Here is a 14,279-nt window from a genome sequence, read left to right on the forward strand (position 1 = left end):
TCCCTACTTCCGGAAGGGCTGTAATGCAAGAAAGCTCAATGGAGCTCCTGTGGCGGAGTTCCCACATAGCAGGTGGTAATGCCACCTACGTTGAAGACCTCTACGAGTCCTACCTCAGGGACCCCAATGGCGTACCTGAGCAATGGCGCGACTACTTCGACAAACTGCCGCGGGTTGAATCCGACTTCGTGCACACCGAGGACATACCCCACTCGGTGATCCGCGACCGCTTTGCCCAGATCAGCAAGATGCGGGTGCGCACGGAAGCCACCGTCGCCCATGACTCCCAGGCCACTGAATACGAGCGCAAGCAGGTGCGGGTGGTGCAGCTGATTTCAGCTTACCGGCAGCGCGGCCACCAGAAGGCCCAACTGGACCCGCTGGGCATCGCCGAGCGCGAGCATGTTCGCGACCTGGAGCTTTCCTTCCACGAACTGTCGGAAGCGGATTACGACACCGTGTTCCAGACCGGCAGCCTGCATATCGGCAAGTCCGATGCGACCCTGGGCGAGATCCACGATGCCCTGGAGCGCACCTACTGCAAATCCATCGGCGCGGAGTTCATGCACATCGTCAATACCGACGAGCGTCACTGGATCATGACCCGCATGGAGTCGGTGCGCAGTGCCCCGGATTTCGGCAGGGAGGTGCAGCTGACCCTGCTGCGCCGGCTGATCAAGGCCGAGGGGCTGGAGAAGTCACTGGGATCCAAGTATCCCGGCACCAAGCGTTTTGGCCTGGAGGGCGGCGAGAGCCTCATTCCCATGCTGGCGGAGATGATCCAGCGCTCGGGCAATTACGGCGTCCAGGAAATTGTTATCGGCATGGCCCACCGCGGGCGCCTCAACGTGCTGATCAACATTCTCGGCAAGAACCCGTCCGAACTGTTCGACGAGTTCGAGGGCAAGGTGGCCTACGACAGCTCGGGCGATGTCAAGTACCACCAGGGTTTTTCCTCCAACGTGATGACCCCCGGCGGCGAGATTCACCTGGCCCTGGCGTTCAATCCCTCGCACCTGGAAATTGTCTCGCCTGTGGTGGAAGGCTCAGTGCGTGCCCGCCAGGAGCGGCGCCAGGACGAGACCGGAGAGCGGGTCACCCCGATCGTGATTCACGGCGATGCGGCCTTTGCCGGCCAGGGCGTGGTGATGGAGACATTCCAGATGTCCCAGACCCGGGCTTACAAAACCGGCGGCACCATCCATATCGTGCTCAACAACCAGGTGGGGTTCACCACCAACAAGCGCGAGGATGCGCGCTCCACCGAATACTGCACCGACATTGCCAAGATGGTGCAGGCGCCGATATTCCACGTTAATGCCGATGATCCGGAAGCCGTCCTGTTCGTGACCCAGATGGCGGTGGATTACCGCACCGAATTCAGGAAAGATGTGGTAATCGACCTGATCTGTTACCGTCGTCGCGGCCATAACGAGGCTGATGAACCCTCGGTTACCCAGCCCTTGATGTACAAGACCATCCGCAAGCACAAGACCACGCGCGACCTGTACGCTGCCAGGCTGATCAGTGCGGGGACGCTCACCGAGCGTGAGGACCAGTTTCTGGTGGAACGCTACCGCGAGTCCCTGGACCGCGGCGAACCGCTGGTCAGCAGCCTGGTCAGTGAACCCAACAAGACCCTGTTCGTAGACTGGTCGCCCTACATCGGCCACGTGTGGACGGATGAAGCGGACACCACCATAGATATCCACAGGCTCCAAACCCTGGCCCACGATATCAATGTCGCGCCGGAGAATTTTCCGCTGCAGCGACAGGTATCCAAAATCCTGGAGGACCGGCGCAAGATGGCCGCCGGCGCCACCCCGATCAACTGGGGCTTTGCCGAGACCATGGCCTACGCCACGCTGCTCGAGGCGGGCTACCCGGTACGGCTGACCGGACAGGATGTGGGCCGCGGCACCTTTTCCCACCGGCACGCGGTGCTGCACAACCAGAATGACGAGAGCTGCCACATTCCGCTGCAGCACATTGCCGCGGACCAGGCTCCGTTTGTCATTTACGATTCCCTGTTGTCGGAGGAGGCGGTACTGGCCTTCGAATACGGCTACGCCACCACCATGCCCAAGGGGCTGGTCATCTGGGAGGCCCAGTTTGGTGATTTCGCCAACGGCGCCCAGGTGGTCATCGACCAGTTCATTACCAGTGGCGAGCACAAGTGGCAGCGCCTCTGCGGTCTCACCATGTTGCTGCCCCACGGCTATGAGGGCCAGGGTCCCGAGCACTCATCGGCCAGGCTGGAACGTTTCCTGCAGTTGTGCGCCGAGCACAATATCCAGGTGTGCGTACCCACCACGCCAGCCCAGGTATTCCATATGCTCAGGCGGCAGGCGATTCGACCGCTGCGCAAACCGCTGGTGGTCATGTCGCCCAAGAGCCTGTTGCGTCACAAGGAGGCCATTTCCACCATTGACGAACTGGCGGACGGGCGCTTTTACAACGTTCTCGATGAAACCGATGATCTCGACAAGGACAAGGTGAAACGGGTCGTGATGTGCAGTGGCAAGGTCTACTATGATTTGCGGGCGGCGCGTCGGGAGCGCGAAATCGACCATATCGCCCTGATCAGGATCGAGCAACTGTACCCGTTCCCGGAAGAGGACCTGCTGGCGGTGCTGAAACACTACCCGAATGTGGAAGAGGCCGTATGGTGCCAGGAAGAGCCCATGAACCAGGGCGCCTGGTACTCCAGCCAGCATCACATGCGGCGGGTATTGTTCAACCACAAGCAGAATGTATACCTGCATTACGTGGGGCGTGACAGTTCCGCCTCGCCGGCGGCGGGATACATGGCCCTGCACCTGGAACAACTGGAAGCATTTATCAACAAGGCCCTGGCACCTGAGGTGCCCTGGTAGTCATAGCGCGAAGGAAGAGATATGGCGATTGAAATCAAGGCCCCGGCCTTTCCCGAGTCGGTAGCAGACGGTGAAGTTGCTGCCTGGCACAAGCAGGAAGGGGAGTCGGTATCCCGCGACGAACTGATCGTCGAGATTGAAACCGACAAGGTAGTGATGGAAGTGGTGGCGCCCGAGGACGGGGTCATTAGCAAAATTCATGCCCCCGAAGGGGAGACCATTCAGAGCGAGCAGCTGCTGGCTACCCTGGAGCAGGGCGCAGCCGCCGCATCGGCACCGGCCGCAGCGGCCGCAACCGAGGCGCCCCCGGCCTCGGCTGATGAGGACCTGGCCGCACTGCTGGGCCCGGCCGCGCGCCAGCTGGTGGAGGAACACCAGCTCGATATCAGCCAGATCCAGGGCAGTGGCAAGAATGGCCGCATTACCAAGGAAGACATTCTCAAGTTCATGAAAGCCGGTGGTGGTGCCCGGAAGGCGGAGGCGGCAAAGCCCGCCGCTGCAGCAGCGCCGGCAGCAGTGGCCGAGAAACCGCTACCCTCGGGCGAGCGGGTTGAAAAGCGTGTACCGATGACCCGGATGCGGGCCAAGATCGCCGAGCGCCTGCTCAATGCCACCCAGGAAACCGCCATGCTGACCACCTTCAACGAGGTGAACATGGCGCCGATGATGGCCCTGCGCAGCAAGTACAAGGATCAGTTCGAGAAAGCCCACAATGGTACCCGGCTGGGCTTTATGGGTATGTTCGTCAAGGCCGCCTGTGAGGCTCTCAAGCGCTTCCCGGAGGTCAATGCCTCCATCGACGGCAATGACGTGGTATATCACGGTTACCAGGATATCGGCGTGGCAGTGTCCACCGAGAACGGACTGGTGGTGCCGGTACTGCGCGATGCGGATTTCATGAGCATCGCCGATGTCGAGGCGGCGATTCGCGACCTGGGGCTGCGCGCCCGCGATAACAAGCTGACCATCGACGACATGACCGGCGGCACCTTTACCGTGACCAATGGCGGCGTTTTCGGCTCGCTGATGTCGACGCCGATCCTGAATCCGCCGCAAACCGGGATTCTCGGGATGCACAAGATCCAGGAGCGGCCGATGGCGATCAATGGCGAGGTGGTTATCCTGCCGATGATGTACCTGGCCCTGTCTTACGATCATCGCCTGATTGACGGCAAGACCGCGGTGCAGTTCCTGGTGGCGGTCAAGGATCTGATCGAGGATCCCGCGCGGATCCTGCTGCAGCTGTAGACAGATACGCATCCGGCCCCGGGGTTCACGGGACCTTGAATTTTAATTTTTAACGGGAAGAAACATGTCAGATAAATTCGATGTCGTGGTGATCGGTGCGGGGCCGGCCGGCTATGTGGCGGCCATCAAGGCAGCACAACTGGGCCTGTCAACAGCTTGCGTGGAGCAGTGGCTGGACGACAAGGGTAAGGTTCGTCTTGGCGGCACCTGCCTCAATGTGGGCTGTATCCCCTCCAAGGCCTTGCTTGACTCAAGCTACAAGTATCACGAAACCAGGGCCGAACTCGGGGTTCACGGGATCGGCGTGAGCGATACCACGATCGATGTGCCGGCAATGATTGCCCGCAAGACCAAGATCGTCGACCAGCTGACGGGCGGCATCACCGGCCTGTTCAAGCACAACGGCGTGACCGCCGTTTCCGGCACCGGCAAAGTACTGGCGGGTACCAGGGTTGAGGTGACGGACAAGGACGGCAAGGTACAGGTGCTGGAGGCGGGGCACATTATTATTGCCGCCGGCTCCCTGCCGGTGAACATCCCGCCGGCCCCAGTTGACGATGACCTGATTGTCGATTCCACCGGCGCCCTGGAGTTCCAGGAAGTACCCGGGCGGCTGGGCGTGATCGGCGCCGGCGTGATCGGCCTCGAACTGGGCAGTGTCTGGGGTCGCCTGGGGTCCGAGGTGGTAATGCTGGAAGCGCTGGACGAGTTCCTGCCCATGATGGACCAGCAGATTGCCAAGGAGTCAGCCAAGATTTTCAAGAAGCAGGGCCTGGATATCCGCCTGGGAGCCAGGGTCACCGGTAGCGAGGTCAAAGACGGCAAGGTCACCGTGTCCTACAGCACCGCCGATGGCGAGCACAGCGAGACTTTCGACAAACTTATCGTTGCGGTGGGCCGTCGCCCGCGCTCGGAAGAACTGTTCTCCACCGACAGCGGCATTACCCTGGACGAGCGCGGCTTCATCTTCGTCAACGACTTCTGCGAGACCGAGGCGCCGCGGGTCTACGCCGTGGGCGATGTGGTCCGTGGCCCGATGCTGGCCCACAAGGGTTCGGAAGAGGGGGTGATGGTCGCCGAGCGAATTGCCGGCAAGCCCGCACAAATGAACTACGACTGCATTCCGTCAATTATTTACACGCACCCGGAAGTTGCAGCGGTGGGCAAGACCGAGCAGCAACTCAAGGCAGAAGGTGTGCCCTACAAGTCCGGCACCTTTCCCTTTGCCGCCAGCGGCAGGGCACTGGCCTCCAACGAGTCCGATGGCCTGGTGAAACTGCTGGCTCACGAAGAGACCGACCGCATCCTGGGCTGCCATATTGCCGGCCCCTCGGCGGCGGATCTGGTGCAGCAGGTGGTAATCGCCATGGAATTCGGCTCCAGCGCCGAAGACCTGGCGTTGACCGTATTTGGTCACCCGACCCTGTCGGAAGCGGTTCACGAGGCTGCACTGGCGGTAGATGGCCACGCCATTCATATCGCCAACCGGAAGAAACGCAAGTAGAATTCGCCCGCGCGCGTACAATAAAACCAATCGCCGGCGTGTGTGGGTATCGAGGGGTGTTTTGCAGCTGTGTCGCGAAATGCCGAAATGAAAGCAGCATAGGCTGATTAAAGAAGAGCAGGACAGCACATGAATCTTCATGAGTATCAGGGCAAGCAACTGTTTGCCGAATACGGACTGCCGGTCTCCAAGGGTTACGCAGTAGATAGCCCGCAGGAAGCGGTAGAAGCGGCAGACATGATTGGCGGCGACATGTGGGTGGTAAAAGCCCAGGTGCATGCCGGTGGTCGCGGTAAGGCCGGCGGGGTAAAGCTGGTCAAGACCAAAGACGAAATACGGGAATTTGCCTCCCACTGGCTGGGCAGGAACCTGGTGACCTACCAGACCGATGAAAACGGCCAGCCCGTCAGCAAGATTCTGGTTGAATCCTGTACCGATATCGCCGAGGAGTTGTACCTGGGCGCGGTGGTCGACCGCTCTTCCCGCCGCATTGTGTTCATGGCGTCTACCGAGGGCGGTGTTGAAATCGAGAAAGTGGCTGAGGAAACGCCGGAAAAGATCCTGCGCGCCACTATCGACCCGCTGACCGGTCCCCAGCCCTACCAGGGCCGCGAACTGGCCTTCAAACTGGGTCTCGCCGGCGAGCAGATCAAGCAGTTCGTGAAAATTTTCATGGGCCTGGCACAGCTGTTTATCGACAAGGACCTGGCGCTGATCGAAGTCAACCCGCTGGTCATTACCGATAAGGGCGACCTGCACTGCCTGGACGCCAAGATCGGCGTCGACAGCAACGCCCTGTACCGCCAGCACACTCTGCGTGAGATGCACGACCCCTCGCAGGAAGACGAGCGCGAGGCCCACGCGGCCCGCTGGGAACTCAACTACGTTGCCCTGGATGGCAATATTGGCTGCATGGTCAACGGCGCAGGCCTGGCCATGGGGACCATGGACATTGTTGCCCTGCACGGCGGCTTCCCCGCCAACTTCCTCGATGTGGGTGGCGGCGCGACCAAGGAGCGAGTCTCCGAGGCATTCAAGATCATCCTCTCTGACGACAATGTGAAAGCGGTACTGATCAATATCTTCGGCGGTATCGTCCGTTGCGACCTGATCGCCGAGGGCGTGATTGGCGCCGTGGAAGAGATCGGCGTGGAGGTACCCGTCGTGGTGCGTCTCGAGGGCAACAACGCGGAGCTGGGCCAGAAAGTACTGGCGGACAGCGGGTTGAATATTATTGCTGCCACCAGCCTTACAGATGCTGCACAGCAAGCGGTTAAAGCAGCAGGAGGAGCAGCATAATGAGTGTTCTTATCGACAAAAACACCAAGGTTATCTGCCAGGGCTTCACCGGCTCCCAGGGGACTTTCCACTCGGAGCAGGCGATTGATTACGGCACCCAGATGGTCGGTGGTGTTACCCCCGGCAAGGGCGGCCAGGAGCACCTGGGCCTGCCGGTGTTCAACACCGTTGCCGAGGCCGTCGAGGCAACCGGCGCAGATGCCTCCGTGATCTACGTGCCGGCGCCGTTCTGCAAGGATTCAATCCTGGAGGCGGCCAACGGCGGCATCAAACTGATCGTGTGTATCACCGAGGGCATTCCGACGCTCGATATGCTCGAAGCCAAGGTCAAGTGCGATGAACTGGGCGTGCGCCTGATTGGTCCCAACTGCCCGGGCGTGATCACTCCCGGGGAATGCAAGATCGGCATTATGCCCGGTCACATTCACCTGCCCGGCAAGGTCGGCATCGTGTCCCGTTCCGGCACCCTCACTTACGAGGCGGTCAAGCAGACCACCGACGCCGGCTACGGTCAGTCCACCTGTGTCGGTATTGGCGGTGACCCCATTCCCGGATCCAACTTCATCGATATCCTGGAGTTGTTCCAGAACGACCCGGCCACTGAGGCCATCGTGATGATTGGCGAAATCGGCGGCACCGCCGAGGAAGAGGCTGCGGCTTATATCAAGGCCAACGTCACCAAGCCGGTTGTGTCCTACATTGCCGGCGTGACGGCCCCCAAAGGCAAGCGGATGGGCCACGCAGGCGCTATCATCTCCGGCGGTAAGGGTACGGCGGACGAGAAATTCGCTGCGCTGGAAGACGCCGGGGTGAAGACGGTACGCTCACTGGCGGACATCGGTTCCGCCCTCGCGGAGATTACCGGCTGGTAACAGACCCGGTTGGGTACTCGCAAAGGCTCGTCTGCGGACGGGCCTTTTTTGTGCCCGCGGGTTAGCGCTTCAGCGATCCTCCAGCGGGATCATGATGTGGGCGTAGGGCGTATCCCCCCACATCACATAGGGTCCGCCACCATGCGGGTCGTCGGTAATCCCCTCGAGCATCGCTTTCGGCACAATCACCATAAGGTGGGCCCCTTCCTTGATGAAGTCGGGGGCGTTCTTGCCCATGGGGTGCATTGGGTTGGAATTGCTGACCCCGGCATCGCCCTGCAACATGTAGGAGATACCAATGCCGCTGGCCTCGAAGTCGGCCTGCTGGCCCATGGCCTGCATCATCTCCATCCACACCGCGTCGTTGCACATGGGAGCGCCATCGTCGGGCAGGGTCTCCGGCAGGCAGGTCCAGCCGTTGCTGCCTTCGGCCAGTACCTCACCGCGATACAGCACCGTAGCGTCGGCGCTGACCATGGCCGGCGCGGCGGACCGCGCCAGGGCGATCAGTTCGTCCTTGTCGGCGGCGAGCGAGGGAGAGCTTGAAAGTGCCAGCGCCAGTGCGCCCAGGGTGGTTTGTACAGCAAACTTGAAGTTGTGCATGCTTGATTCCTCCACGGAATTCCCATCAAAAGGTAGACCATGGCTCCTGTTTGCGCGAATTCGCCATTGGCCGGCCCCAGGCCTTGAAAACCCCGGGGCTTGTCCCCATATCGCTCTAACAGAAACAAATCTTTTAATATCAACCAGTTACAATCCGAGGTTAATTCATGACTGCCGACGTCCAAAAAGAGACACTGGGCTTCCAGACCGAGGCGAAGCAACTGCTTCACCTGATGATCCACTCGCTGTATTCCAACCAGGAGATTTTCCTCCGTGAGCTGATCTCCAACGCCTCCGATGCTATCGACAAACTGCGCTTTGCCGCGCTGTCGGACGAGTCCCTGCTGGAGGGACAGGGCGACTACCAGATCCAGGTTGACGTCGACAAGGACGCGAAAACGATCACCATCGCCGACAACGGCATCGGCATGAACCGTGACGAGGTCGTCGAGCACCTGGGCACCATCGCCAAATCCGGCACGGCGGCGTTCCTGGAAAACCTCACTGGCGACCAGCAGAAAGACTCGCAGCTCATCGGCCAGTTCGGCGTCGGTTTTTATTCCGCGTTCATTGTCGCCGACCGGGTGGAAGTGCACAGCCGCAAGGCCGGGGACGCGCCGGAGGCGGGTGTAGTCTGGGAATCCCACGGCGAATCGGAATTCTCGGTTGAAGCGCGGGAAAAGCCCACCCGCGGCACCCGTATTACCCTGTTCCTGAAGGACGGCTGCGAAGAGTTTGCCGAGGACTTCCGCGTGCGCAGCGTCATCAAGAAGTACTCCGACCATATTTCGGTGCCGGTGATGATGCTCAAGCCCGCAGCGCCAGCGGCCGAGGGTGAGGAAGAGCAGGCTGGGGAAAGTCCGGAATACGAAGCCGTGAACGAAGCCACCGCGCTGTGGACCCGCGGTCGCACCGAGATTTCCGACGACGAGTACAAGGAATTCTACAAGCACGTTTCCCATGACTTTGACGAGCCGCTGAGCTGGAGCCACAACCGGGTAGAGGGAAAACTCGAGTACACCAGCCTGCTGTACCTGCCGCGGCGCGCACCTTTCGACCTGTGGAATCGCGACATGGCTCGCGGGCTCAAGCTGTACGTGCAGCGCACCTTTATCATGGACGACGCCGAACAGTTCCTGCCGCTGTACCTGCGCTTCGTCAAGGGTGTGGTGGATTCCAATGACCTGCCGCTCAACGTGTCCCGCGAGATTCTGCAGCAGGACGGGGCGGTCGATTCCATGCGCAGCGCATTGACCAAGCGGGTGCTGGACATGCTGTCAAAGCTGGCGAAGAAGGACGGGGATGACTACGCCACGTTCTGGAAGGAGTTTGGCCAGGTACTCAAGGAAGGCCCGGCGGAAGATTTTGCCAACAAGGAGAAAATCGCCAGCCTGCTGCGCTTCTCCACCACCCACACCGACAAGGAAGACCAGGACCAGTCACTGGCGGACTACATCGCGCGGATGCAGGAAGGCCAGGAAAAGATCTTCTACGTGGTGGCGGAAAACTTCAATACCGCGAAGAGCAGCCCGCACCTGGAGGTATTCCGGAAGAAGGGCATCGAAGTACTGCTGCTCTCTGACCGGGTGGATGACTGGCTGATGAATCACCTGCAGGACTTTGACGGCAAGTCCTTCCAGGACGTGGCCCGCGGTTCCCTGGACCTGGGCAATGCTTCCGAGGAAGACAAGGCCGAACAGGAAAAACTGGAGAAGGAGAGCGAGGCCCTGGTAGAGCGCATGGCCAGGGTGCTGGAAAACAAGGTCGCGGAAGTGCGGGCCACCGCGCGCCTGACAGACTCGCCGGCCTGCCTGGTGGTTGGCGACTTCGACATGGGCGCGCAGATGAAGCGCATCATGGAGGCCGCGGGGCAGCCGGTGCCGGATTCCAAACCCATCCTGGAAATCAACCCCGGGCACCCGCTGCTGACCATGCTCGACAAGGAGGCAGATGAGGATCGGTTTGCCGACCTCGCCTCCGTGGTCTTTGACCAGGCCAACCTGGCCGAGGGCGGCCAGCTTGAGGATCCGGCGGCCTACGTGGCGACCCTGAACAAGCTGTTGCTTGAGCTCGACGCCAGATAGGCGGCCGTCTGCGGTAACAGGAGCGGGCTGTAAGGCCCGCTTTTTTGTTAGACTGCAGGCCTCGCCGGATAAACATACAAGGACAAGTCATGGCAGATGCATACACCGTCGCAGTGCTGGGCGGTGGCAGTTTCGGCACGGTCATCGGCAACATTATCGCCTGCAACGGCCACCGGGTCAGGCTCTGGCTGCGCAACCGCGATCGCGCCGATGAAATCAACCAGCAGCACCAAAACAGTGATTACCTGCCACGCTACACCCTGGACAGCAAACTGACTGCTACCTGCGTGCTCGCCGACGCGGTGGCGGCGGTTGATATTGTATTCGTGGCCGTTCCCAGCAAGTCGTTTCGCGCTGTAGTCCGGGAACTGGCCCAGCTCCTGCCCGGAGAGACCCTGGTGATCAGCCTTACCAAGGGTATTGAGCCGGGTGGTTTCCGGCTGATGAGTGAGATTCTGCGCGAGGAATTGCCAGGCAATCCCCGCGGCGTGCTGTCCGGCCCCAATCTCGCCACTGAGATCGCCGCCGGCCAGGTCGCCGGTTCGGTGATCGCCAGCGCAAGCCCCGCTATCAATAGCCTGATTCACGATTTGCTGCACAGTGACGCTTTCCTCATATACAGTTCCAGCGATATGTTCGGGGTGGAACTGGGCGGGGCGCTCAAGAACGTCTATGCGATTCTGGCCGGCATTGGTGCGGCCCTGGAGTTTGGTGAGAATACAGTGGGTATGCTGCTGACCCGTTCCCTGGCCGAGATGTCACGCTTTGCCGTTCACCTGGGGGCCAACCCGATGACCTTTCTGGGACTGTCGGGAGTGGGGGACCTGTTTGTCACCTGCTCCTCGCCCCTGTCGCGAAACTACCGCGTCGGCCTGGCGCTGGGACGGGGACAACCGCTGGATGATATTGTCGGCACAATGGACCAGGTGGCGGAAGGCATCAACACCCTGGCCCTGCTGAAGTCCGAGGCGGACCGTCGTGGCATCCACATGCCCCTGGTCAATGGTTTGTACGCTATTCTGTACGAGCACCGGCCGGTCGCCGATGTCTTCGATGATATGATGCACAAGGAAGAGCAGCAGGATGTCGAGTTTGTTACCCAGTGAAGTAATACCCGGGGGGCGGAGTTGATCGTAACCATATGGCGGCACGGCGAGGCCGGCCGCGCCGCGACGGACAGGCAGCGCACGCTGACGGATAACGGGCGTGACGATATCGGCTATGGCAGCCAGCGCTTCCGCGAGCACTGCGAGGCCAGGTCGCTGCCCGCGCCCGGGCTGATTCTGTACAGTGAATGGTTACGCACCACTGAAACCGCTGACCTTATCGCCGGTGCCTTCACCCATGCCCGCTGCGAGTGCAGTCCGGCGCTGATCCCCGGCAGCCGGGTGGCCCAGGTAGATGCCTTGCTTGCGCAGCAGCTGGAGCCTGGCGACGGCCCTGAACACCTCGTGCTGGTGTCTCACCAGCCGCTGGTATCGCAGCTGGTGGATTATTACCTGGGGGAGCGGGGCCAGGTGGCGCCTCTCGTCCCGGGCGGACTGGCCACCCTGCGGCTGGAGGTCCCCGCTGCGGCCTGCGCCACGCTGCTGTTCAGCGCCCAGCCGCCCGGCTACGAGGTGATGTCATGATTCCAGAAGGGGCCGAGGAACATCGCTGGCAGGTGGACGGGCTGGAAATTGCCGGTCTTTCCTGGGGCGACCCCGCGAAGCCCCCGGTGCTTGCCCTGCATGGCTGGCTGGACAACGCCTGCAGTTTTGCCCTGCTGGCGCCCCTGCTGGCAGAGCGCTATGTTATTGCCCTGGATCTGACCGGCCACGGCCAGTCCAGTCGTCGCTCCGCCGATGCGACCTACCAGGTTTACGACGACCTGCCGCAGATCCACGAGGTGATACAGCAACTGGGCTGGGAGCGCTTCACCCTCATTGGCCATTCCCGCGGCGCAATAATTTCCAGCCTGTATGCCGCGGCATTCCCGGAGCAGGTGGAAAAACTGGTGCTGCTGGACAGTATCTCCCCGCCGCCACTGGAGCCAGGGGAGTTCAATAAGCAGCTGCGGCGTTTTGTGCTGGAAAAACATCGCCTCACCAACCGCCGCACCCGGGTGTATGAAACCCGGGAGCTCGCCATCACCGCGCGGCAGGAACAGGGGCTGGGCCGGGAGGCGGCCGAGCTGATCGCCGGCCGTAACCTGAAGCAGGTCGACGGCGGTTATACCTGGACCACCGATCCCCGCCTGCGGGGGGCCTCGGCGGTCAAGATGACAGCGGAGCAGGTGGACACCATGCTCGGCAGCCTGGGCATGCCGACCCTGTTATTGATGGCCGGGAATGGCCTGGCGAGCACCCACGCCCGGCGTTTCTCGGCGCTGGGAGAGCGCATTCCGGACGTAGTAGCGGACACTTATCCCGGGGGGCACCATTTCCATATGGAGAGCGGGGTGGATAAACTCGGGGCCAGGATCAACCATTTCCTAAGCAGTGGGGAGTAAGTGCTAGTGAGGAACAGGGCAGTATTTTTATTCCTGGCAGGGCTTTGCCTGTGGCTGCCACCAGGCGCCAGTGCCGAGTCGCCGGCCGCCCTGCTCACTACCCTCGACGCCTTTCCGCACGCCCGGCAGGTTAATCGCGAGGAGCTCGAGGTGATTGATCACGAGGTGGGTCTCGGCGCCCTGCAGAAAGTCCGCGGTAACTGGCGTTTCGAGGACAGTGAACGGCTGACCGGGCACTTGCTGCGCTACACCTGGCAGATTGTCGATGGCTTCAGTTCCAGCGAGGTGCTCGAGGAGATCGAAGGGAAGCTGGAAGGGGCGCGTCTGCTATTCAGCTGTGATGGGCGCGGCTGCGGGCGGGGAGTAGAGTGGGCCAACCGGGTATTCGAGCAGCGAGTACTCTACGGCCGCGATGACGAGCAGCACTACCGGGTATATGACCCCGAGGGTAACGGCGATTACCGCCTGCTGTTGTTCAGTTCAGCGCGCACCGCCGATCGCCAGTACCTGCACGCGGAGCTGCTGACCCTAGAGCGCTGAACCTACATCTGCAGGATCTGCAGGAACTCCTCCCGGGTAACCTGGGAATCGCGGAAGCTGCCCAACATGGCAGAGGTTTTCATCACCGAGTTCTGTTTCTCCACGCCGCGCATCATCATGCACATGTGCCGCGCCTCGATGATGACGCCCACACCCTCGGCGTCGGTCACGTCCATGATGGTCTGGGCAATCTCGGTAGTCAGCGATTCCTGGATCTGCAGGCGCCTGGCGAACAGGTCGACAATCCGCGCTACCTTGGACAGGCCCAGCACCTTGCCCGTGGGGATGTAGGCGACATGGCATTTGCCGATGAACGGCAGCAGGTGGTGCTCACAAAGCGAGTACAGCTCCACGTTTTGCACCAGCACCATTTCGCTGGAATCCGAGGGGAACAGGGCATTGTTGACCACCTCATCCACCGATTGCTGGTACCCGCGGGTGAGGAATTCGAAGGCTTTGGCGGCCCGTTTGGGGGTGTCATGCAGGCCGGGCCTGTCCAGGTCCTCGCCAATGGCCTTGATAATTTCTGCCCAGTGCTGTTCCAAGGCTGTCTCCCTGTGTCAGTTAGCCGCCGCTCCGCGGGGTGACGGATGTTAGCAACCGTTGCCAGCCATGGCAAACCGCCGTCAGGGGCGGTTAAACTGGCTCTCCCCCATTAAGGGGGGATGGGCCGATATTCACTAAACCCGGTTAATAATGCCATCCCACCCGCAGTGGGTTAAGACGCGTAATCGGTAATTCTCAAAATTCCTGAATCCATAG

At 61.1% G+C, this 14,279-nt stretch carries 12 protein-coding genes; 10 read left to right on the forward strand and 2 right to left on the reverse strand.

The genetic code is table 11. The features are described from left to right. Positions 1–23 precede the first annotated feature (23 nt). The 5 genes from DWB85_RS05865 (at position 24) to sucD (ending at position 7,799) form a co-directional block, all read left to right on the forward strand. A complete protein-coding gene (locus DWB85_RS05865) occupies positions 24–2,876 on the forward strand; it encodes a 2-oxoglutarate dehydrogenase E1 component (protein WP_162846024.1) in 2,853 nt (950 codons plus the stop codon). Between the two features lie 21 nt (positions 2,877–2,897). After that, complete coding sequence (odhB, locus tag DWB85_RS05870; protein ID WP_117953274.1) at positions 2,898–4,124, forward strand: 2-oxoglutarate dehydrogenase complex dihydrolipoyllysine-residue succinyltransferase; 1,227 nt, start codon at positions 2,898–2,900, stop codon at positions 4,122–4,124. Between the two features lie 64 nt (positions 4,125–4,188). Continuing rightward, positions 4,189–5,628 carry a dihydrolipoyl dehydrogenase gene (lpdA, locus tag DWB85_RS05875; protein ID WP_117953275.1) on the forward strand — a complete coding sequence of 480 codons (1,440 nt, stop codon included), beginning with the start codon at positions 4,189–4,191 and terminating at the stop codon, positions 5,626–5,628. Between the two features lie 129 nt (positions 5,629–5,757). After that, positions 5,758–6,927, forward strand: coding sequence for an ADP-forming succinate--CoA ligase subunit beta (sucC, locus tag DWB85_RS05880; protein ID WP_117953276.1), 1,170 nt, complete (start codon positions 5,758–5,760; stop codon positions 6,925–6,927). Beyond that, complete coding sequence (gene sucD, locus DWB85_RS05885; protein WP_117953277.1) at positions 6,927–7,799, forward strand: succinate--CoA ligase subunit alpha; 873 nt, start codon at positions 6,927–6,929, stop codon at positions 7,797–7,799. Before sucC ends, sucD begins: the two co-directional genes overlap by 1 nt. 69 nt (positions 7,800–7,868) lie before the next feature. Here the strand turns inward: sucD and DWB85_RS05890 are convergent, their stop codons facing one another. Further along, positions 7,869–8,402, reverse strand: a complete 534-nt coding sequence (locus DWB85_RS05890) for a hypothetical protein (protein WP_117953296.1) — start codon at positions 8,400–8,402, stop codon at positions 7,869–7,871. 167 nt (positions 8,403–8,569) lie between these two features. On the opposite strand from DWB85_RS05890, the gene htpG reads away from it, so the two are divergent. From htpG to DWB85_RS05915, 5 genes are all read left to right on the forward strand, one after another. After that, positions 8,570–10,486 carry a molecular chaperone HtpG gene (gene htpG / locus DWB85_RS05895; protein WP_117953278.1) on the forward strand — a complete coding sequence of 639 codons (1,917 nt, stop codon included), beginning with the start codon at positions 8,570–8,572 and terminating at the stop codon, positions 10,484–10,486. 89 nt (positions 10,487–10,575) lie between these two features. Further along, positions 10,576–11,592, forward strand: a complete 1,017-nt coding sequence (locus DWB85_RS05900; protein WP_117953279.1) for an NAD(P)H-dependent glycerol-3-phosphate dehydrogenase — start codon at positions 10,576–10,578, stop codon at positions 11,590–11,592. Positions 11,593–11,613: 21 nt separating this feature from the next. Beyond that, a complete protein-coding gene (locus DWB85_RS05905; RefSeq protein WP_117953280.1) occupies positions 11,614–12,117 on the forward strand; it encodes a SixA phosphatase family protein in 504 nt (167 codons plus the stop codon). Further along, entirely contained in the window at positions 12,114–12,977 is an 864-nt protein-coding gene (locus tag DWB85_RS05910) for an alpha/beta fold hydrolase (protein ID WP_117953281.1), read from the forward strand. The genes DWB85_RS05905 and DWB85_RS05910 overlap by 4 nt, the downstream gene beginning before the upstream one ends. Before the next feature lie 6 nt (positions 12,978–12,983). Beyond that, positions 12,984–13,517: a DUF4892 domain-containing protein gene (locus tag DWB85_RS05915; RefSeq protein ID WP_162846025.1), complete on the forward strand. Its 534-nt coding sequence runs from the start codon at positions 12,984–12,986 to the stop codon at positions 13,515–13,517. Positions 13,518–13,519: 2 nt separating this feature from the next. On the opposite strand, the gene folE is transcribed toward DWB85_RS05915, so the two are convergent. Continuing rightward, positions 13,520–14,062 carry a GTP cyclohydrolase I FolE gene (gene folE, locus DWB85_RS05920; RefSeq protein ID WP_117953283.1) on the reverse strand — a complete coding sequence of 181 codons (543 nt, stop codon included), beginning with the start codon at positions 14,060–14,062 and terminating at the stop codon, positions 13,520–13,522. Between the last annotated feature and the right edge of the window lie 217 nt (positions 14,063–14,279).

It is taken from the genome of Seongchinamella sediminis (genome assembly GCF_003457605.1).
GTDB lineage: Bacteria > Pseudomonadota > Gammaproteobacteria > Pseudomonadales > Halieaceae > Halioglobus > Halioglobus sediminis.